Raw genomic sequence first — 21,268 nt, forward strand, 5'->3', positions numbered from 1 at the left:
TGTTTATCCTGCCGCTTAAGTGGCAGGATAAACAGATCCCGAATCATTAATATTTTAGCGACCTTAATTCAGCCACCAACACTATTTGACAAAGAGCCACTTTACTGTACATTCACACATACAGCCTCATCAAGTACTCGCGTGCATAACACGCTTTATACTGTGGTGTTGGTAACGAGCACCAAATCTCGTCGTAACCTACTAGTATCAAATAATACGTTCAGCACGAAACTCTAAGGCCATTGTTCAGATTCGTATTTTCACTTCTTTTCAGCTACCGAAGCTCTCTGTACAAAATAACTAAATCCTACTTTTCCTTGTCATCGTCTTTAAAAAATTCACCATATTTCATGTTTAACCCATTATAATGAATTATTTTAAAATAAGCAAGTGAAACATGGGGACGGTTCTCGTGTTTCATTTTGTGGCGAAACGCAGGGACGGTTCTCGTGTTTCATCTGTAAGTAACATGAGAATTACTCCGCTTCTAAATGTTTAGTTAAAGAAACCTTCTTTACTTTGGTTGATCCCCACACCACACTTATCATATAAAGTGATTTCCTCAAAATCCAAAACCGGAGGCTGACTATAGCAAGTTAGCCATCCTAGATAGATTCCGTTTACGAACAAAATATTACGATGATGGGTCTCAGCCATACTAAGTCGTGCATTTTTCCTTGCTGCCCTCTCTAATCTATGCAATAATATAAACAGAACAAACGTACGACTTTTTTAGAAATAGAGGTGCTATGATGAAACCCGTCATTTTAGCTGAAAAGCCGAGTCAAGCGAACGCTTATGCGGATGCATTCACTACACGTAAATATGAAGGCTATATGGAGATTTCCCCCTGCCCTACATTTCCTAAAGGAGCTTATTTAACTTGGGGTGTCGGACACCTCGTCGAATTAAAAGAACCTCATGCCTACAATCCTTCCTGGAAACGCTGGTCTCTCGGTAGCCTACCAATTCTGCCACATCGTTATGAATTTCAAGTCGCAAAGGGGAAATTTAAGCAATTCTCTATTGTGAAAAGACTCATTCGCAGTACCGATACGGTCATTAACGCATGTGATGTGGATCGCGAAGGCTCAAATATCTTTTATAGTATTTATTATCAAACTGGAGCCCGTGGGCAAACAATCAAGCGGCTGTGGATTAATTCGCTAGAAGTAGACGAGGTACGCAAAGGTTTTGAAAACTTACGTGATAACAGGAAAGATTTACAACTTTACGAGGAAGCGAAGGCTCGTCAGATTAGTGATTGGCTTGTTGGGATGAACGGTTCACGTCTTTACACACTACTCATGAAGAAGAAAGGCATCCAGCATGTATTTCCGATTGGACGCGTGCAATTGTATCCCTCTTAATAGTGGGGTGTAATTATAAAGACGTTGTTTTACCTAGGTTGTACGAATTTGACCCGAAACTTATTGGGCATTTTAATTGACTCTTGTAAAAAAACCATCTATATAAGCTAGTTCTTCCTGCTTTTGTCTCTTATCTTAATTTTATAGAATCTATCTATTGAACAGATCAGATAAATCGCTTAACAAAGAGAGCGGGAGAATATCAAATATTACCGAAGGGGATTGTTAGATATGAAGGAGTTTCCAAATGCCATAATTTCAATAGAGAAAACAAAGCAATCTGATATCAGGAAGATGGCTGGTCTTGCGAGTACTGCAGGTCAAATTAAGTTCCCCAATATGGACAAGTTTGCGGATTTTTCGAGTGCTGCAAGTCAAATTAAGTACCCTGATATGGACAGGTTTGTTGGTCTTGCGAGTGCTGCAGGTCAAATTAAGTTCCCCAATATGGACAAGTTTGCGGGTTTTTCGAGTGCTGCAGGTCAAATTAAGTTCCCCAATATGGACAAGTTTGCGGGTTTTTCGAGTGCTGCAAGTCAAATTAAGTACCCTGATATGGACAGGTTTGTTGGTCTTGCGAGTGCTGCAGGTCAAATTAAGTTCCCCGATATGAAAAAAATTTCTGGCCTTGCGAGTGCTGCAGGTCAAATTAAGTTCCCCAATATAGAGAAGTTTGCTGGTCTTACGAGTGCTGCAAGTCAAATTAAGTACCCTGATATGGACAAGTTTATTGGTCTTGCGAGTGCTGCAGGTCAAATTAAGTTCCCCGATATGAAAAAGTTTGCTGGTCTTGCGAGTATTGCAAGTCAAATTAAGTTCCCAGATGTGGAGAAACTTATTCCTTTAGCTCAATCACTATCTACATTGTCAGATAAGATAAGTGATCTAGACTGGGAAAACCTTAAATTAACTGATGAAGATATAGCGCTATCCCAGACCATTTTAGAAAGTGATAAGGCAGAAGAAGTAGTATCTAAAGAAATTAGTGAAAGTATTGATGCTAAGAAAATAAGTAAGCCAATTATGAGTATTATTATATTTATCTATTATTTTATAGACTTCCTTAACTCCCTTACGCAAGTTGCACAATATGTGGAAGAAACAGTAATACCAGTCGTTCAATCGTACACATATCATGAAGAAGAGGGTATTTTTCAATCAGAAAAAACTTCAGTTAAATGGATAAAAGATGAGCTTAAAAAGGACGTTTCTAATCAAATAACTAACAATTTCAGAGTAGTTTCTAAGAATAATCTTGTTGTGCGAGAAGGCAAGTCAAAAGACTCAAGAATAAGTGGTACGTTAAACGCGGGATATGTAGTACAAATTGTTGAAAAGAGAAAGAACTGGACTTACGTGATTTATTCTGACTATGAGAATCAACAAATTGTAGAGGGGTGGGTTTTTACAAGATACCTCGAACAAATCAAATAATAAGAAACAGACTACTGTTTGTATTATGGCGGAACGAATAAGCCCAAATTAATCATCAAAGAGAGGCCTTCCGTTGCAACTACATAACAGACACTCTGAAAATTTAAAGCAAAAAATGCCTATCCGAAGGAAATGGCTAAATTATCATATAAGCTTTTGGAAATTTGCTATTACTGTATAATGTCACAAAGGATTACGAAGAAATAATGGCATAATGGCGCCTAAATAGTCTCTCTATTATGGTTGAGGAAAACCCTTAATAGTGGGTGCGGAGATTCTGGTGCTGGAAAGCAATTGAAGATTATATATAGTTTTAGTGATAGAAAATGACTTGAATATGATTACCCTGGTTGTCGACTTTGTTCGGTATGGAGGAATGTGCTATGAAGCTAGAAGAGTTCATAAAATTAATTAACTATTTCGATAGCATTTTATGGGATACAAAGGTAGATGAAACCAATTGGTATTATAATGGTTTAGTTCTTGATTATTACTTTGAAGATTCAGTCCTATCAATCGACTATTTGAATCTCGAAGATTACTTTGATAGCTTTTTAATCTTTAAGTATATCGATACAGAACAGCTATCTGAACAGTTCAAAGAGCTAAGTGAAGCTAAAAGATTAAAATTAGTTGAAGCTATTTTAAATATCTTCAAGTTTTCTACATATGATAAAGAAATATCTAAAACTGTCTTTGATAAATCAACTAGATTTCTTAAAAGAAATGATATAGAGTTTAAAAATCCTGAGAATGGCTTATTACAGCTATCTAATAACGACATTTTTGATCAAGGTTCTTATTGTGTAATTATAAAAGTTGAAAATGGCATTGTAAAAAAGGAATTAAAACCTCTATATAAAGATAATCTTGAGTTCCAAAAAAGAATGAAGTATGAATTTGAGAACATGTATAAATTACGGGACTCTGCACAAATTTTAAAGGTATTTAGCTATGACCACGAAAACTTTTCTTACCTAATGGAAAGAGCCGATGAAAATTTATATGATTACCTAAAAAAAGAGGTAGAAATCCCCTTTGAACAAAAATTGAAGATTATATATGATGTACTAAATGGAATGAGCTACGCTCATAAAAACCATATAATTCATAGAGATTTACATTTAGGTAATATATTAAAGATAAATAATGATTTTGTAATATGCGATTTTGGACTCAGTAAAGATGAATCAATAGAGAGGAGTTTAAAGTCAAGTGCTTCCGAAAAAAATAATCATCTGTTTTTAGATCCTTTAGCAATAGGAGATTTTACAAAACTTGATAGAAAAAGCGATATATATTCTCTCGGTAAATTTATAGATTATGTATTTACTACTGGATCTACAGATGCTGAACACTTACTATCATTTGTGGTAGAGAAGTGCTGTAGTAGAGATAAACTTAAACGATATAATTCTGTTGACGAGATATTAATTGATATCAAGATGAAACTCAATGAAAGAAAAAACAAATTCGATAAAAGAGCTACACTAGAGAAAATACATAATTCAATATTAGACATTCAAACAAATGAATTTATTACAGAGTTAATTAAGTCCGGTAGGCTGTGTGATTATCTAGTAGATAATAAATTAAATTCATTCGGTAAGCTTATTCTAAAACTCAGGTATATAGAGCAGATTGAAATCCTTGATGCCATTAGAAAAAATTATGCAGTAGCCACTGGTTATGGGAGATTTCATAATTACGATATTTTTTCTGACATTGCTTATTTTGTTTGTTTGAATAGTAAAGAAAGTAATGTTTATAATGTTGCTTATGAAATTTTAGAAGGTTGTGCACAATATAGATATCAAGCTGCAGGTTATTTAGAAATTGTCAACAGACGTAGTATTTAAAAAGTGGTGGGTAATTCTTTTAAAATATCAGGTGTATATTACTCTCAATAGTTTACACCTGATATTTTTCCAAAAAGAAACACTACAAAATTCCTAAAAGCCTATTGTTATCTAGTTACACTCAGCAGTTATCTAGCTTGATAGACTTTTCATTAGCAAGCAACTTAAAGTTTCTGTTCTAGTTAAATCTTTTGAAGTCATCTCTGTCTGCGAATTTTTGATGTAAACTCTTGGAGAAACAATTTCTGATCCAAACGACAATTTGATAATCTGTCCTGTAACTCTCCTACAGTCCATTCATTTGAACCTTTGACACTTAGTTTTTCGCCCAATGCTCTTACTTTTTCTCTTAAGTGAGTTAGTTTCTCTTTATTTACCACGTTAAACTCTGAATCCCCATATGCATCTCTTCTGAGAATACTTTCCGGGTGGAACATTACCAAACATAGCCTGTTTTCTTCAGCATATAAATCAGTATACCATCTCTTAGATGAGGCAATTTGAGAAGTCTCAGATCTGCTAACCTCTCCAGTCGATTGATTTTTACATTCAATAACAAAATCGAAGTTTTCTGTTCTCCAAAAATTATCTGGCCCATCTGATTTTTTGTCCGGCTGCTCTGAAATAAACCCTAAAAAGTACCCGAGATCTTTTACAGCCTTTTCAAAAATTTGATAGTCATGACTTGGAGAATATAATAATTGCGATGTTATCTCATCTAAAGCTATGACTATATCGTTTGCAGTAGAGTATTCTTTTAAGCGTTCTTTAAAATTCTCAACCTGACTACTACACTTTTTCACTTTTTTCGATTTCACAAATGTCAGCGGTTTCAATAAAGCGCTATTAAGGTCGTAAGCCTTAAGTTGCAACTCTTGCGCTCTTACTTTATTTATTGTGCTTATAAGATTAGAATATAACTGGTAAAACCAACCTTCATCTGCAGTATCTGTTACCTTTTTTACTATCTCATTCATGCAAACATTAACGTTCTGTTCATCTCTTCTTGAAGAATATCTTGTAGCTTTTCTCAAGAGACTCGCTACTCCAATATAATCATCTAATTGTACTTTTTTATACTTCTCTGACGCATTACTCACTAACTCCTTATGGAATTTCCTCCATTTTTCATCTGCAGCTAAACATGTATCCATTGCAGAGTTTATTGCTACCGCTACCTCTTTTACACTCATATTATTTTCTCTAATTAAACTCATACCAAAATCAATTTGTGCTTGTACACTTGGGCTAAATAACTTTTTATTTTGATTTTTCCCTATAAAAGAAAGCAAATCATTTCCAAGTAAAAATGTGATACAGTGATCGGTACCGGATCTGACACCCCTACCCATGCCTTGTTCTATGATCTGCGCTCTTTTGAGGTTAAGATAAGTAGAATCCTCTCTATACTGCATCTCAATTTTGTCCTTTAGACTTTCTTTTGTAGGCATGCCATCCAGAACTAAAATTCTACACATGTCGTTTATTAAATCAATACCATCATATCGATTCATAAAAACTAAAACATTACCCTCACTATCCCTAAGCTGTTGTAAGCTTTCCTGTATATTATTACTTGTTACTAGTTTAGCTCCAATCTTACTCCATTTCTGCGCTATTGAATCATTAGGGACGATTACCACTACATTAATGTTTTTCCTCTCAGCCCATATTAGGCATTGTTTCCGCATAATATCATCATTAAATTCCGTCTTATACCTCTTAGGCGTCAAAATAAGCCTTTCACCTAATTGGGTATTATCTACTGTTATAGGGTTCTTTAAAGTTTCTTCTGATATATCCAGATCACTAATTAGCTCGTAGCTATTCCCTAACGTCGCCGATAAAATATAACGGTGTTTAGCATTTTTATATGATGGTACACTCTCAACCGGTATTGAAATAGGTGTTATTTCTATTTTTCCGCCACTAACATAACAATCACACAATGATAAGCAATCATTTATCAATGGCAGATTGAAAAAGATATTAGGGTTTCCGTCGTTATTATTATCAGCCAGTAACTTCTTAACCATTGTCAATTTATTTTCCCATGCCCAGGAGGGCACTTGTAGGATTACAGAATACTCGCGTTTTTGGATATTATTAAAAGCACCTTCCCCTTGGTACCTTAGTTCCTCCTCAAAGAGAGCCAAAATTTCATTATAAAGTGTCTCGTTCCCACTTCTAGTTATTTCTACAGTAGCCTTTTTCCGAGCTTTTATCACACAGTCATGGGCATCGTCTATAACTAGAGCACCTATATCTTGTATTTCTCTTCTCATACTATTTCTAATCCCAAATATTGATTGTCCGTTGAATAGTTGCTCAAATGTTGCAACTAAAATTTTCTCTTGGTTTATAAATTCAAGAGGAAACTCTCTTCTACTACCTTCTACTTTCTCCACGATACAAGTTGGTATTCCATATAAGGCTGCCTGAGCACATACCTGTTCCACTAATTGATTATCTGGACAGAAATAAACAACAGGTCCTACCCCCTCTAAAAGCTTTGAATATAACATAAGAAGGCCCAAAAGGGTTTTACCAGATCCCGTTTCCATAATACCAACAATATCTTTATCTTCTCTTTTCCTATCCCACTTGCGTAAAAATTCGGTTTGATTGTCTCTCAGAAAATTATAGGTAGGCTTTTGAATTAATTCCTCATAAAAGATTTTAACTGGATCTATCACCTTCTTCTTTTTTTCAACACCAAATTCCTCCATTGCTTTGCTCAAGAAATTCATTAAAACACCCCTTTTTTTCTAATTAATCTATTCACAATATACCTGCTCTAAATAGCGAATTATATTCCTGATAATTCTAAATTCATTATCGATTTTATCATATAATTGGGTATATTATACTACTAAGCTAGGTTTGAATAGATATTGTTGAAGAATAAATACAATAAACTGAGTTAATATTGTACCTATGGTGTTCAAGGATACTGCCACATAGAATAAAAACTAACGTAAGAGGTTAGTGAAAAAAGCTTTGAAAAAGCATTAAAACTTAATGGGAAGACCTCGAAGAAATTGAATGGCTAATTAAAAAAGAGTTAAACATTGCTTCATTGAGGTATCAAATTGACTTTAAAAGAGAGATAAGAGATTTTTTATTTTATATAGGGTATGCATAAGAGAAAATCTCTAATTTTTTAAAGAAATAATTAATTGCACCATTGGTTCAATATCTTCTCTGTCTTGGTAACAAATTCATCTAGCAATTGATTCTAATACGAAGGCAATTGCGAAAATGGTTTTAAGAGGTGGGGTTCTTTTTCCTCTTTCCATAAGGCCTATATAAGTTCTATCTAAATCGCTAAAACTCGCTAGTTATTCTTAAGACAAGAAATATTCAGTCCTAACTTGTTTTAAAACTAAGCCAAAGGCCTCTCTCACTTCCATAGATATTTCCTCACAACTCTCTTAGTACATAATCGAAGAAAATAGAAGAAAAGTCTAAGAACTATAATCCACAACACCTTTTGATTGTGCTAAACTACTGAATATATGTACTAAATCATGGAGGAAGAACAGCTATGGATTTATTTATTGACAACTTGGATTTACCTCTCCAATTAAAGGAATACTTTTCGAAAAGCAAGGTTCATAAAAAAGAATTAAGTGAAAAGGTTCTTAATGATATTGAAGAATTTTTTATTTTATATAGATCGCTTTACACGTTTGATGAAACAGAATTTAGTGCTAACGTAATTATAACTTTAAAAAAGTGTAAGGATTTTTCCTCATTCTATTATTATTTAAAAAAGGTCTTAGAGAATAACCTAGAGGTTTTTCCTAAAACAAACGGAGTTGAAGATAACGAAAATAGAAAATATATTAAAATAGAATGGGATCTATTAGAAAGTGTTTTTAAGCAGTCCACAAAGGATTATATTGAAACAGTAGATGTTATTTACGGAAAATCAAATCTGCAAAATATAGATATAATCAAGGTATATAAAAATTTAGGGAAAATGGAGTTGATAAACGAGCTGATTGAAAATGAGTATTATGAGAGTTTATTAGTTGCCGGTACAGAGATAATTGAAACAAATCTAAAGGTTTTAGAAGAAAAAAGCCAAAAGAGTATGCATTCGTTGGCGAATCTAGCTTCTACACAAACTTAACTTAGTTACAATATTGTATTAAGCAAGGATAGGGCATTGTTATAAAAGTGAAAACATCTTTTAAGAGGGGAAGATTAATCCAATTTCTTACTCGAGCAGTAATTCTCGCTATTAAGAATCCCCTCTTTTTCATCATGAAAATTCTTGCTCCTTAAGTATAGATCAACAAGCAATTACCCATCTCCCTTATAATAGTAATCCTCGTAAAAAGTTTCAATTTTATAATATAATCCTTAAACATTTGGTTCTTTATTCAATCTGTGAGATAATATATTCACAGAACAAACGTACGATGTAATTTGAGGTATTACTCTAAAATCCTCCACCCTCTTCAAACATAAAGTCTAGACACTATTTAAAAGTCATTTATATAACTTGCACAAATTTCACTCAATTTTATTTGGGTGTATTTATTTTCTATGTAGTAAAATCCAATTTCCTCTCTAAAAAGAGGGGTAATGGAGGGATAAAATGGTTAGTATAATTATTGCAGAAAAACCATCCGTCGCAAAAAACATTGCGGATGCCTTAAATATTAAAAATAGAAAAAATGGATACTTTGAAGGAAAAGACTATATTGTTACATGGGCTTTTGGGCATTTATTACAACTTTATGACGTTAGGGATTATGACGAAGGATTGGCAAAGTGGAAAATGGAAAACTTCCCTTTTATTCCTTCTAAATTTCGCTATAAGGTGAAAAGCGATCCTCGTAATAAAGGAAAAGAAGATCTTGGTGCTAAAAAGCAATTGAAAATCATATACCAATTAATCAAACGCAATGATGTAGACTCAGTGATATCGGCTTGTGACTATGATCGGGAAGGACAAGTTATTGGGGATACGATTATTTATAATCTACATACAAAAAAACAGGTATATCGCTTATTACTGAACGAATGGACTCCAGACGAGGTGTTAAAAGGACTCCAAAAACTAGTGCCAAATACAGAAATGAGACCTCTTTTTGATGCTGGTATTAGCCGTCAGTGGGCTGATTGGGTCATTGGTATTAATTTAACCTCCGTGGCGACGTTGAAATATCAAAAGGGTTCTGGAAAGGCACTGAACATAGGAAGAGTGCTACTTCCAACGTTGAAAATTATTTATGATCGAGATAAGGAAATTGAAAACTTTGTGCCAGAAGATTTTTTTAAATTAACAGCTATATTTAAAACAAAAGATGAAAAAGAGTACGAAGGGACATACGCGGAAGATAGGAAGGAGAAATTTAAGGATAAGGAAGCTTTGGAATTAATTCAACAAGCTCTAAGTAATCAATCAGCCACAATCTTAGACAAGAAAGTTGAACTAAAAATGGAATACCCCCCACATTTATTCAACCTTTCAAACTTACAAGGTTTTATAACAAGTAAATATAAAGGTTGGACTTCTGATAAAGTCCTGAAAGTGGCTCAATCTCTTTATGAAAAGAAATATATTACGTATCCACGCACCGCTAGTGTAGTGTTGGAAGAAAGTTTAGTAGATAAGGCAGCAAAGGTACTTAATAATCTAAAAGAAGGACTACCCTATGAACATGAAATTAAATTTGCAAAAAAGAAGCGTATTTTTGATAATTCTAAAGTAGAAAGTCACAGTGCGATTACTCCGACTTATTTACTTCCGAAATCATTATCGGGAGATGAAGAAATTGTCTATACTTCTATTAAAAATCGTTTTATTATGCAGTTTATGCCTATAGCTAAACATGAGGAAACTAAAATTATCACCAAATCTAATAATGATGAAATAAAAGGTGTTTTTTTATCAAAAGGGAAAGTACAACTAGTTGAGGGATGGAAAAAGGTTGAAAAAGTCGAATCGAAAGATACTATTTTACCTTTAGTCAATATAAATGACACCGTGAGTATTGAAAATCACAAACTAACTTCTCATGTAACAAAGCCACCAAAGCATCATACAGAAAAAACACTATTAAGAGTAATGGAAACATGCGGTAAGGTTAAGGACAAAGAGATTGAAAGTAGTGAAGAAATGATGGCTGCTATTTTAAGTGGCTATAGTATAGGTACACCAGCTACAAGGGCAGAAACAATAAAAAAGCTAAAGGATGTCGGCTATATTGCCACTCAAAATAAAAATTTAATCTGTACAGAACTCGGAAGAAAGTTAGTTGAGACATTTCCAGTGAAAGAATTATTTGATTTAGAATTCACTGGAAGGTTAGAAAAAACATTGTCTGATATTGAAAAGCAAAAATTTAATAAAGAAAGTTTTTTAAACTTAATTTTCGATTTTACTAAAGATGCTGTTAAAACAATTAAAAATGAAAAAGACATCACTATTAATGAGGTATCAAATAAAAGGAAAACAAATGAGGTTCTTGGAAAATGTCCTCTTTGTGGCCATGGAATAATTGAGGGCCAAAAAGGCTTCGGATGTAGTAACTGGAAAAACGGCTGTAAATTTGTTATTTGGAAAAATGATAAATATTTAGCGTCAATGAAAAAGAAACCAACAAAAACAATGGTAAAAGGTCTTTTGAAAAATGACGTTGTTTTGGTTAAAGGATTAACGAGCAAAAAGGGGAAAAAGTTTGATGCTAATTTGCGTTATGAGAAAAATCCTGATAACGAATATTTTAGTTGGAAGATGGAGTTCCCAAAAAGATAAAAATCATAAAGTTATCTAATAAATCATTAGTTCGAGATGTTGTTTAATGATCTTAAAACAGTTTACAACTCTCTTTTTCTAATCCCTAATTTTTTATGTACAGGTAACTCATGTGTAGCCAAATGGCTGAAAGTTGGGCGAAGAAAAAGCATCTGAGTTTTGAATGGGGTGTTAAAAGTGCTGGACTTGAAGCATATGGTTTGAATCCAGATGCTTATAATCTCAACATGAACGAAAAAAAACTGCATTATTAATGGAGTTTTTTTTCGTTCATTTTATTGATATAAGAATTCCAAATTATTCATTTAGTTATTCAAAATCCAAGAGTTTTAAAATACTATAAGCTATATTTCGTTCCTTACCTATGTAAGGATAAGAGTGAATATGGATGGCTGGATTAAAATTTAATTCAATGATTGCGTAGGGTGAACATTCATCTTCTAAATCCTCAATCATCATATCCACTCCACATATTTTTGCACCTACTGCTTGTGATGATTCTACAGCAATTTGTTTAAATATTTCTGGCACTTGATCTGTTACATCGATACTATCTCCACCAGTTGAGATATTAGAGTTCTCACGTAAATATTGTAATTTACCTTCAGGAAGTACGGTATCAATTGTAAAGTCTTCTTGTTGCAAGAAGAGCTTCATGTTTTCATCAATTTCAATCTTCTCTAATGGTGTTTTATACCCTTTACCTCTTAACGGATCTACATTTTTTTTGCCGATTAGTTGTTGAATCGTAGATATTCCATCACCAGTAACATTCGCAGGTACTCTATGCAAGACAGCAACTGTTTCATCTCCAATGACCATAAAGCGATATTCTTTTCCTTTAATAAAAGGCTCAATAAGAATTGTTGAATCTTCACGAAAAGCGATTTTTAACGCTTTTATTAAATCTTCTTCATGGGCTCCATTTGGGAAGATGGAGATACCTAAACCAAAATTTGTTGATTTTGGTTTTATCACGAGTGGGACACCAATCCAATTACCAAGTGATTCCTTGGCAGAATCTATATCAAAAAACTCTTCGCCTTCAGGAACGATGATGTCATTTCGCTTAAGAATATGCTTAGTCACACTTTTATTTTCCATGATCAATACTGAAACATACTGATCTTTACTCGTTTTGGTTGCTTGTTTGATGAATTGTATATTTGTCCCTTTGATTAATTCAATAAAATTATCACTTCTATCCAGGATGTTAAAAGAGATACCTCTTTTAATGCTTTCTTTCAGAAGGATTTGAGTGGAAAGTTCCATATCTGTATAAGGTTTTAATTTGAAACGCTCTGAGAAAGCATCTTTTCGATGTTGTTCTGCTAGTTCCAAATGAGCTTTTACATACCCTTTTTCTTTGCACAGTTCAGAAAGACGATAAGAATACGTCTTTTGATAATTAGTTATTACTTCTTTTTTTTCTTTGAGAAGATGATAAAAAGGAAGTCCATACTGTTGATTCATTTCTATAAGGTCATGTAAAATTTCCATTCCCCAATTTTGTAATGAAATAGGTGATCCATCTTTAAGAAGCTCTAATTGAAGATTTTGTCCTTCAATCGCTACTTTTTTGCTATTACTTTCACTCTCTATCTGCCAATTATCATACAATGTTTCTTCTTTCTCTAGACAATATAACAAGAATAGGTGAATAAAGTTCATATCCTCAACAGATAAGCCACTCTTTATAAATGGATTAATATCAATGGTACGAATCTCTAAATATTCAATGCCATTTTCCACTAAATTTTCAGCTGAATAGATTCCTTTACTTTTTAAGCGTATTTGTGAATACAATTCCCTTATATCTTCAATCACACCTTTACCAATATAAGATGTCACGGATTTCACATATTGATCAATGGAAGAGTAATCGAGCGTAAGGAATTCTTTATTTTGATAACCACAGATACTATTCCTATAGGAAGTGGCTTTTCCATTAGAGTATGTCTCCTCTGAAATTTCTTGAAGTGTTTCTACACACTGTTGCTCATAGGTTTTATGAATGGTATTAGTGGCACCAAGAAAATAGACTAGTAACCAATGATGACGTAAATAGTTACGTGTCATTTTTAAATATAGTTCTTGTTTAAAATCTTTTAATGATTGTTGCTTATTCGTTTTACTATATAAGGTCTGTATCAATTTATCTCCTAAAGAGAAATTGATATGAATGCCTGAAATGAGTTGTTTCTTTCCACCATATTTTTGTTCTAAATATGCTCGATAACTTTCATCCTTTCCTTGTTTAGAAAATGTAGCTATAGGAATATCTTGTTCTTCAGGCGTTACAGAAGGCATTGATTGTGGCCAAATAAACTCATTCTCTAGTTCCAATGCAGCTATGTTATATAAAGAATCTAAAAAATCAATGGCATCATTTGTCGTATGAAATACGGGTGTAACTAACTCTAATTGACTTTCCGAAAAATCGGTAGTGATATAAGGGTTTTCTTTTTTATCACCGAAAACTTCAGGATGTGGGGCTAAAGAAAGCTGTCCATTACTAGTGACACGTAAACCTTCCCGTTCAATGCCAAAGTTAGCATCTAGAATTTGTTTATTTGAAAAATGAGAAAACATGTTAAAGCGCATTTTGGTACTTCCTCCTATAAATAACATTGAAAATGGTGACTGATAACAGACCTTTCACTAAAGAAGAGATGGCGATACTTAACCAAATTCCATTTAATCCAAATATCGGCATAAGAAATATAGCTAAAGGTATCCGTATAAGTGTAAAGATAATGGAAATAATTGATGGTATTTTAGGTAAGCCGATACCCGTATACACACCCGTACCAATCATCTCCATAGCCATAAATATTTGAGATAACCCTATAATTTCTAAATAGGAAGATGTGATGGCAATCGTCTCGCTATCTTGAGTAAAAAGTCGAGCTAATTCTTCAGAGCAGAAGATAAAGACTATGCTAGTGAAAAGAGCGTATAAACTTCCCAAAATCAGGCTTACCCGGTAACCTTTAAGAATTCTTTTAAACTTTTTCGCTCCAAAATTTTGTCCGACAAAGCTACTTACAGCACCATTTAAGCTCCCCATTACAATAAAAGTAACAGATTCAATTTGTAGACCAATTTTTTGTGCAGCAACTGCATCTGTCCCATAAGAAGCGATAAATTTAGCTAAAATAATATTAATGACAGTAAAAAGGACACGTTGTGTTGACATCGGGATACCGAGTCTAATAATTTCTGAAGCCTTACGGTAACTTGTCTGGATAATGTTTTTCTGAAATAATATATTTCTGGCTAGATATACAAATAAGATAAGCATGAGTATCTGTGCGATTAACGTAGCAATGGCAGCCCCAATTACACCCCATTTAAATGTATAGATGAAAATAGGATCAAGAATGATATTGAGTACAAGACCAAATGCACTGATATAGAAGCTATGCTTATTATTTCCGAAACTGCTAAACATTCGTATAAAAAATGTATTAAAATAAGAAAAAAACAGCATAAAACCAGAAACGGCTAAGTATTGATAGGCATTGGTTTGAACGGCTTCGTTTTTTAAATCTAAAAAGGCTAATAAGTAATTCCCTAAGAACAATAGCCCAAAAATGGTTATAATTCCTATGATAAAGTTCAGAAATAAGGAAATACCAATGTAGGAGCTACTTTCTTTATCATTTTTACTACCCATTGCATGAGCAATTTTGATTCCTCCACCAACAACGATCATTGCCTGAATGGAATATCCTAAGTTAATAAAAAAGCTAGCAGATCCAACAGATGCGATAGCATCAGGACCTAGACCTCCGACAAAGAGCATATCTATAAAGTTATATAGGAACTGAAGTAAGGAACTTCCTATTAATGGTATAGACAGAAGGGTGATAACTGAAAGTTCTTTTCCAGAAGTTAAATCAATTTTTTTCATGTTCATTTCCCTAATTAATAAAATATAATTTTCTCTTATATAAGAGGATATTTATATTATAAATATTTACTTGCAATTTGCAAGCGTTTAGTCTATATTTTAACTATCAATTTAATTGTAACTTACAAGGTATACACAACATACAAATATAAGAGGTGATTACAATGGAACAAAATTTAAGAGAGTTATTCCAAGTCTTTAGTCGACGTTTTGGCTTTTTAAATAAAGATTGCTGTCAAGCTGGAGGGCACGATATTTCTTTGGTACAAAGTCATATTCTATATGAAATTGAACATCAACATTATCCTTCCATGCAACAAGTGGCGGAAACTTTAGGGACGGATATTACAACGTTTAGCAGACAGGTACAATCTCTAATTAAAATAAATCTCGTTACTAAAGCACCTGACCCAAAGGATCGAAGAATTTCTATTTTATCACTCACTAAGGAAGGCAAAGGAGTAGCAGAAAACATTGATCAACAAATGAATCAATATTTAGATGACGTTTTCTCAAACATGAGCCAAAAAGAGAAAGAGATGGTTATTCATTCTGTTCAATTACTGAATAAGAACATGCAAAAAACAAGCAAATGTTGTACTACCCCATTAGGGTAATACAAAGTTGCATAAAATATGCAAATTACAATTAATCAATAAAATACTTGCAAATTGCAAGTGTTTGGTTTATATTTTAATTATTAATTGTAACTTATAAGAAATACAAAGCACACAAATATAAGAGGTATTTACAATTTCTCTTGAGCAGAGTCATATATTATGTGAAGTCGAATATCAACATCAAATTTCTATGCAACAAGTGGCAGAAAACATTAATCAACAAATCAGTCAGTATTTAGATGATGTTTTCTCAAATATGAGCCAAGATGAGAAATAAATGGTTGTTCATTCTATACAGTTACTCAATAACAGTATGCAAAAAACAAGTAAGTGTTGCGCTAATCCACTAGGATAATACAAGGTGGCAAATACTTGCAAAATACAATTAATCAAATTAAATACTTGCAAATTGCAAGTAAAAAGGAGTAAGAGAATGATTAAAGAAATAATAAGCGAATTTTTTATTATTGCATTAGAACTAACAGCTCTTTTCGTGGCTATTTCATTTGCAGTTAACTTGCTACAAGCAATTGTGCCTTACGATAAAATTAATAAATATTTGACTGGTAAAAATACCTTCTTAGGAGTGGTTGCAGCTTTAGTGTTTGCTTTTGTGACACCTTTCTGTTCTTGTTCAACCATTCCAGTGGTAGTCAATTTGTTAAATAAAAAGGTACGCTTTGGTATTGTTATGGTGTTTTTATTCTCATCACCTTTATTAGACCCAACGATTATAACAATGATGGGCGCGCTTTTGGGAGTTAAAGTGGCCGTGACATATACAATTATTACAGCTATTTTCTCAGCAATTGTTGGATTATTATTGGAAAAAATGGGATTTGAGACAGCTGTTAAAAAGGTCAAAATGAGTGGATTTAACGAAGATGAAATGAAATTTAGCTTTAAAGCTGCTGCCAAAGAAACATTAAGTTTGATGAAAACCGTATATCCATATCTTCTATTTGGAGCAGCTGTTGGTTCTGTTATTCACGAAGCTGTGCCAACAGAATTTATTACGACCTATTTAGGAGGGGATAAATGGTGGCTGGTTCCTATTGCAGCTGTGATTGGAATTCCATTATATGTTCGCATTGAAACGATGATTCCACTATCCAAAATATTAATTGCAAAAGGGATGGCATTTCCACCTGTTATGGCATTAATGATTGGTTCAGTTGGAGCAAGTATTCCTGAGGTAGCACTATTAAATTCTATCTTTCGTAAGCGATTAGTTGTTGCTTTTGTGGTATCGGTTATTACAATGGCTACTCTTTCAGGATTCTTATTCTATATATTTTAAGGAGGTGAAATAATTTATGTTGAATTTTTTTAAAAAAGCGAAGAAAAACGATGATTGTTGTAAGATAAAGATTGAAGAAGTAAAAAAAGAAAAGAAATCTTGTTGTAATGTGAAAATTGAAGAAGTTAGTGAAACTGAGAATCATAATGATTTAAAGTTAAATGCAGAATCTAGTTGCTGTTCTTCAAAAACTGAATAATAAAGTTTACAAAAATAAAGGTGTTTTTCAATAAAAAAGATCAAGTGAAATATATTTAACATTTTACTTGGTCTCTTTTATTTTTATAGAGCAGCACCCTTTAAGGTATACATTAGTGATATGGGGATTATTGGTGGTATTAATGGTTTGGCTTAATATAAAACGTTTATTTGTAAGTAAAGCATAATTAATTTATTTCTTATTAATCTGTAGAGAATAAATGATATATCACCCTAGAATTTTTAAAAATTTTCTTGTTCCACAACCGGAAGATCAAGTGCAAAAATGACCAAACGTCTTTATGAAAGTTGTATATTTGAAAAATACCAGGATGAACTTGGTTTTCATATATCCCCCTATACATTACAGCATACGTTTGCTGCACATCTGGCAAGGAAGGGGATGCACCTTTCAAGCATCCAACAGTTACTTGGCTATGTAAGTCTGCAGCAAAGCCAAATGTATGCAAGACTCACGATCATGCGCGAAAGGAAACTTATGATGAATATATGAAAAATTTTGCTCATTCGGCGGAAAGATAATACCTTCATAAAATCATTAGTTTTGAGAAAAAACGCCCCTGTCTGTTGAAGGGACGTTTAAAGTTATTCTGTTTCAGGACTTTCCCTAAAGTAAATATAAGCATTTGCTTATTTACTTTTTTATCACTTAGGTATATCCTATATAAGAGAAAACTTATATAGGAGGTATACATTTGAACATTTCCTCAATGGAAAAACAATTAAAGGCTTTGGCTGATGCCAATCGCTTAATATTGTTATCCTGTTTAAAAAATAAGGAGGTCTGTGTTTGTGACCTCGTGGATGTTTTAAACATCTCACAACCAGCTGTAAGCCAGCATTTAAAAAAACTGAAAGACGCAGGGATTATTAAAGAACGCAAAGTCGGAACCTGGAAGCATTACAGCATAGTAGAGAATTTATCTCCGGTAGCTCAACAAGTAGTTGATGAACTGGATGTACTTACTAAATGCGATTGCGGAGGTGAATCATGTTCTATTTAGCAGCATCCATTTTTATAGTAACGTTAATTTTTGTTATTTGGCAGCCACGAGGACTCAATATCGGCTGGTCAGCCATGGCAGGAGCTATTGTCGCACTGCTTTTGGGCGTCGTCAATCTGCAGGATGTACAAACAGTAATCGGAATCACATGGAACGCGACGCTATCATTTGTAGCCATCATTTTAATTTCGCTCATTTTAGACGAAATTGGTTTGTTCGAATGGGCTGCACTTCATATGGCTCGAATCGCTAAAGGGCATGGAGTGAAAATGTTTGTACTTGTCAGTTTGTTGGGTGCTGTCGTAGCCGCACTTTTTGCGAATGATGGGGCTGCACTTATTTTGACGCCTATCGTCCTGGCAATGGTTCGAAATCTAAACTTTAGTGAAAAGATGATTTTTCCGTTTATCATGGCAAGTGGATTTATCGCTGATACGACATCACTGCCTTTCGTTGTAAGCAATTTGGTCAATATCGTATCAGCTGATTTCTTTAATATTGGCTTTGGTGAATATGCATCACGCATGATTATCCCGAACCTCTTCTCAATTATCGCAACGATTGGTATTTTGCTGTTATATTTCAGAAAATCAATTCCACGTGTGTATGATGTGAACATGTTGAAAGAGCCGGCACAAGCAATCCGCGATCAAAAGCTGTTTCGCTTATCGTGGGCAGTCTTGGTTGCGCTTGTCATTGGTTACTTCATCAGTGAGCCTCTAAACATTCCAGTATCGTTTATCGCAGGCGGGATTGCGATCATCTTCTTTATCTTTGGAAGAATGAGTTCGGCGGTTGATACCAAAGCGGTAGTTAAAGGTGCTCCATGGAATATTGTTATCTTTTCAATTGGAATGTACGTTGTGGTATATGGGCTTGGTAACGCTGGATTAACAGAAGCGCTCGCTAGCTTCATTGAATGGTCTTCTGAAAAGGGGTATTTTGTTTCAACTATTGTGATGGGCTTCTTGGCAGCGTTCCTGTCTTCAATCATGAATAACATGCCGACTGTTATGGTCAATGCGCTAGCAATCGCAGAAACCCATACCTCCGGAATCATGCAAGACGCATTAATCTACGCCAATATTATCGGTTCGGATTTAGGTCCCAAAATAACACCAATCGGCTCCCTTGCGACGCTTGTTGTTACTCTATGTGGTGATGCGGCAGATAAATGTCCTGTGATTCCACCAACTGTGAAATATGAGCACTGGGGTTTTGATGATCCGGCAAAGACGACTGGAACGCTCGATGAGAAATGGCAAGTGTTCCAGCGTGTGCGAAATGAAATCGCATCTCGCTTGGAAAAGTTTGCGAAAGAGGAAGCGCGATAGACATTGGATTTCAAACGCTTTTAACGTATATATAACTATATTCTTATATTAAAGGAGTCTTTCAAATGGAATTTAACATTTTAAATCAAAATCAAACTGATTGTTGCAGCCCTGAAACAGGTTGCTGTGATACGACGCTGCCCGTCGCAATTATCGGTGCAGGTCCAATAGGTTTAGCTGCCGCTGCACATCTGAAACAACGTGAAGTTCCTTTTTTCATTTTAGAAAAAGGGGATCTTGCCGAAAATATTCGTACTTGGGAACATGTTAGACTTTTCTCACCATGGAAATATAATATAGATACGGCGGCAAAATCCATGCTGGAGGAAACGGATTGGGTGATGCCTAGAGAAGAAGAAATTCCAACAGGTCGCGAGCTTATCCAGGAATATTTGGAACCTCTTGCTGGTCTATTCAGCGATAAAATCCATGCCAATCATCAAGTGCTCGCGATTACACGCGAAGAAACAGACCGCATGAAATCGAACAAACGCGGAGATCGTCCATTCCAAATTTATGTGAAAACAACTAATGGTACTGATACCTTTACAGCGAGTGCAGTTATTGACGCGACAGGGACTTGGGGTCATCCAAACCCAGCAGCTAGTAATGGCCTATTTCTTCCTGAAGAAAGGCAGCTAAGTGATAGAATAGATTACAAGATTCCAAATGTACAAGAAAACATTGAAACCTATGCGAATAAGAAAATCGCTGTGATTGGCGGTGGCCATTCTGCTATTAATTCGTTGTTGCAACTTGCTTCATTAAAAGAGCAATATACAAATACAGAAATAACTTGGATACTTCGCAAGGCGAAAGTAGAAGATGCTTATGGCGGCGGTACAAATGATGAACTTGCTGCGCGTGGTGAATTGGGTACACGAATCGCTTCACTTGTTGAAAATGGTACGGTTAAGGCTGTTACACCTTTTCGTGTTCAGTATGTATATAAAGATGCGAATGGAATTATTTTGAAAGGAAAGAGTAAAGAATTAGGTACATTTGATCGTCTAATTGTTAACACTGGTAGTCGTCCAGACTTTAGCATTCATCGTGAACTTCGATTTGAAGCTGATGCAATTACTGAAGCTGTTCCTACACTTGCCCCATTAATCGATCCGAATCACCATAGCTGTGGTTCAGTCGATGCGCATGGCGAAAAAGAACTTCGTCAACCAGAACCAAATTTCTACATTTTAGGTGCTAAATCATATGGTCGCGCGCCAACATTCTTGATGGCGACAGGGTATGAACAAGTACGTTCGGTGGTGGCCTACTTAGCGGGAGACCTGGAAGCAGCTAAACTCGTCCAACTTTCACTACCGGAAACGGGTGTATGCAATAGTGGAGCTGGTGGTTGCTGTTAAATAAAACGGTTAAGCAAAAAAATGGTTTGCTTTTTGAAAGTTAGTTCTTCGAATCGCATAATTGTCGAGT

14 protein-coding genes and 2 pseudogenes are annotated in these 21,268 nt (G+C 34.4%); 13 read left to right on the forward strand and 3 right to left on the reverse strand.

Going from position 1 to position 21,268, the window contains the following annotated elements:
• Positions 1 to 752: 752 nt before the first annotated feature.
• The 3 genes and pseudogenes from ACFFIS_RS06215 to ACFFIS_RS06225 all read left to right on the forward strand — a co-directional run.
• Positions 753 to 1,355, forward strand: a pseudogene (locus ACFFIS_RS06215) (toprim domain-containing protein); the annotation flags it as partial.
• Positions 1,356 to 1,601: 246 nt separating this feature from the next.
• The gene (locus tag ACFFIS_RS06220) at positions 1,602 to 2,804 is read left to right on the forward strand and encodes an SH3 domain-containing protein (RefSeq protein WP_390186638.1); all 1,203 of its coding nucleotides are present in this window, start codon (positions 1,602 to 1,604) and stop codon (positions 2,802 to 2,804) included.
• A 383-nt stretch (positions 2,805 to 3,187) separates the two neighbouring features.
• The gene (locus ACFFIS_RS06225; protein WP_390186639.1) at positions 3,188 to 4,663 is read left to right on the forward strand and encodes a protein kinase; all 1,476 of its coding nucleotides are present in this window, start codon (positions 3,188 to 3,190) and stop codon (positions 4,661 to 4,663) included.
• A 197-nt stretch (positions 4,664 to 4,860) separates the two neighbouring features.
• Here ACFFIS_RS06225 and ACFFIS_RS06230 read toward each other — a convergent pair whose 3' ends face one another.
• Positions 4,861 to 7,413, reverse strand: a complete 2,553-nt coding sequence (locus ACFFIS_RS06230; protein ID WP_390186641.1) for a DEAD/DEAH box helicase — start codon at positions 7,411 to 7,413, stop codon at positions 4,861 to 4,863.
• Between the two features lie 797 nt (positions 7,414 to 8,210).
• Between ACFFIS_RS06230 and ACFFIS_RS06235 the strand changes: the two genes are divergently transcribed.
• From ACFFIS_RS06235 to ACFFIS_RS18170, 3 genes and pseudogenes are all read left to right on the forward strand, one after another.
• Entirely contained in the window at positions 8,211 to 8,801 is a 591-nt protein-coding gene (locus ACFFIS_RS06235; protein ID WP_320380581.1) for a hypothetical protein, read from the forward strand.
• A 471-nt stretch (positions 8,802 to 9,272) separates the two neighbouring features.
• Positions 9,273 to 11,438: a type IA DNA topoisomerase gene (locus tag ACFFIS_RS06240; protein WP_390186642.1), complete on the forward strand. Its 2,166-nt coding sequence runs from the start codon at positions 9,273 to 9,275 to the stop codon at positions 11,436 to 11,438.
• Positions 11,439 to 11,474: 36 nt separating this feature from the next.
• Positions 11,475 to 11,653 (forward strand): annotated as a pseudogene (locus ACFFIS_RS18170) (arsenate reductase/protein-tyrosine-phosphatase family protein); the annotation flags it as partial.
• A gap of 94 nt (positions 11,654 to 11,747) precedes the next feature.
• Here the strand turns inward: ACFFIS_RS18170 and gshAB are convergent.
• Together gshAB and ACFFIS_RS06255 are read right to left on the reverse strand one after the other, a co-directional pair.
• Complete coding sequence (gshAB, locus tag ACFFIS_RS06250) at positions 11,748 to 14,030, reverse strand: bifunctional glutamate--cysteine ligase GshA/glutathione synthetase GshB (protein WP_390186644.1); 2,283 nt, start codon at positions 14,028 to 14,030, stop codon at positions 11,748 to 11,750.
• Position 14,031: 1 nt separating this feature from the next.
• The gene (locus tag ACFFIS_RS06255; RefSeq protein WP_390186645.1) at positions 14,032 to 15,354 is read right to left on the reverse strand and encodes an MATE family efflux transporter; all 1,323 of its coding nucleotides are present in this window, start codon (positions 15,352 to 15,354) and stop codon (positions 14,032 to 14,034) included.
• 164 nt (positions 15,355 to 15,518) lie between these two features.
• Between ACFFIS_RS06255 and ACFFIS_RS06260 the strand changes: the two genes are divergently transcribed.
• The 7 genes from ACFFIS_RS06260 to ACFFIS_RS06290 all read left to right on the forward strand — a co-directional run bounded on the left by ACFFIS_RS06260 (position 15,519) and on the right by ACFFIS_RS06290 (position 21,198).
• Complete coding sequence (locus ACFFIS_RS06260; RefSeq protein WP_320380585.1) at positions 15,519 to 15,971, forward strand: MarR family winged helix-turn-helix transcriptional regulator; 453 nt, start codon at positions 15,519 to 15,521, stop codon at positions 15,969 to 15,971.
• A 436-nt stretch (positions 15,972 to 16,407) separates the two neighbouring features.
• Positions 16,408 to 17,274 carry a permease gene (locus ACFFIS_RS06265; RefSeq protein ID WP_390186646.1) on the forward strand — a complete coding sequence of 289 codons (867 nt, stop codon included), beginning with the start codon at positions 16,408 to 16,410 and terminating at the stop codon, positions 17,272 to 17,274.
• 16 nt (positions 17,275 to 17,290) lie between these two features.
• On the forward strand, positions 17,291 to 17,473 hold the full coding sequence (locus ACFFIS_RS06270) for a hypothetical protein (RefSeq protein ID WP_320380586.1): 183 nt from the start codon (positions 17,291 to 17,293) through the stop codon (positions 17,471 to 17,473).
• Between the two features lie 285 nt (positions 17,474 to 17,758).
• Entirely contained in the window at positions 17,759 to 17,986 is a 228-nt protein-coding gene (locus tag ACFFIS_RS06275) for a tyrosine-type recombinase/integrase (protein WP_390186647.1), read from the forward strand.
• A 202-nt stretch (positions 17,987 to 18,188) separates the two neighbouring features.
• Positions 18,189 to 18,497 carry an ArsR/SmtB family transcription factor gene (locus ACFFIS_RS06280; RefSeq protein WP_320380587.1) on the forward strand — a complete coding sequence of 103 codons (309 nt, stop codon included), beginning with the start codon at positions 18,189 to 18,191 and terminating at the stop codon, positions 18,495 to 18,497.
• Positions 18,485 to 19,831 (forward strand): arsenite/antimonite efflux transporter, encoded by a 1,347-nt coding sequence (arsB, locus tag ACFFIS_RS06285; protein ID WP_390186649.1) that lies wholly within the window; start codon positions 18,485 to 18,487, stop codon positions 19,829 to 19,831. The genes ACFFIS_RS06280 and arsB overlap by 13 nt, the downstream gene beginning before the upstream one ends.
• A gap of 65 nt (positions 19,832 to 19,896) precedes the next feature.
• Positions 19,897 to 21,198, forward strand: a complete 1,302-nt coding sequence (locus ACFFIS_RS06290) for an NAD(P)-binding domain-containing protein (RefSeq protein ID WP_390186650.1) — start codon at positions 19,897 to 19,899, stop codon at positions 21,196 to 21,198.
• The last annotated feature ends 70 nt before the right edge of the window (positions 21,199 to 21,268 follow it).

The organism is Paracerasibacillus soli, from assembly GCF_042432965.1.
In the GTDB taxonomy this organism is placed as follows: Bacteria; Bacillota; Bacilli; order Bacillales; family Amphibacillaceae; genus Paracerasibacillus; species Paracerasibacillus soli.

Excerpts from the sequence above, each read along its gene's own strand:
- ACFFIS_RS06220 (WP_390186638.1), top strand. The coding sequence starts at position 1,602 with ATGAAGGAGTTTCCAAATGCCATAATTTCAATAGAGAAAACAAAGCAA.
- ACFFIS_RS06225 (WP_390186639.1), top strand. The coding sequence starts at position 3,188 with ATGAAGCTAGAAGAGTTCATAAAATTAATTAACTATTTCGATAGCATT.
- ACFFIS_RS06230 (WP_390186641.1), bottom strand. The coding sequence starts at position 7,413 with ATGAATTTCTTGAGCAAAGCAATGGAGGAATTTGGTGTTGAAAAAAAG.
- ACFFIS_RS06235 (WP_320380581.1), top strand. The coding sequence starts at position 8,211 with ATGGATTTATTTATTGACAACTTGGATTTACCTCTCCAATTAAAGGAA.
- ACFFIS_RS06240 (WP_390186642.1), top strand. The coding sequence starts at position 9,273 with ATGGTTAGTATAATTATTGCAGAAAAACCATCCGTCGCAAAAAACATT.
- gshAB (WP_390186644.1), bottom strand. The coding sequence starts at position 14,030 with ATGTTTTCTCATTTTTCAAATAAACAAATTCTAGATGCTAACTTTGGC.
- ACFFIS_RS06255 (WP_390186645.1), bottom strand. The coding sequence starts at position 15,354 with ATGAAAAAAATTGATTTAACTTCTGGAAAAGAACTTTCAGTTATCACC.
- ACFFIS_RS06260 (WP_320380585.1), top strand. The coding sequence starts at position 15,519 with ATGGAACAAAATTTAAGAGAGTTATTCCAAGTCTTTAGTCGACGTTTT.
- ACFFIS_RS06265 (WP_390186646.1), top strand. The coding sequence starts at position 16,408 with ATGATTAAAGAAATAATAAGCGAATTTTTTATTATTGCATTAGAACTA.
- ACFFIS_RS06270 (WP_320380586.1), top strand. The coding sequence starts at position 17,291 with ATGTTGAATTTTTTTAAAAAAGCGAAGAAAAACGATGATTGTTGTAAG.
- ACFFIS_RS06275 (WP_390186647.1), top strand. The coding sequence starts at position 17,759 with ATGACCAAACGTCTTTATGAAAGTTGTATATTTGAAAAATACCAGGAT.
- arsB (WP_390186649.1), top strand. The coding sequence starts at position 18,485 with ATGTTCTATTTAGCAGCATCCATTTTTATAGTAACGTTAATTTTTGTT.
- ACFFIS_RS06290 (WP_390186650.1), top strand. The coding sequence starts at position 19,897 with ATGGAATTTAACATTTTAAATCAAAATCAAACTGATTGTTGCAGCCCT.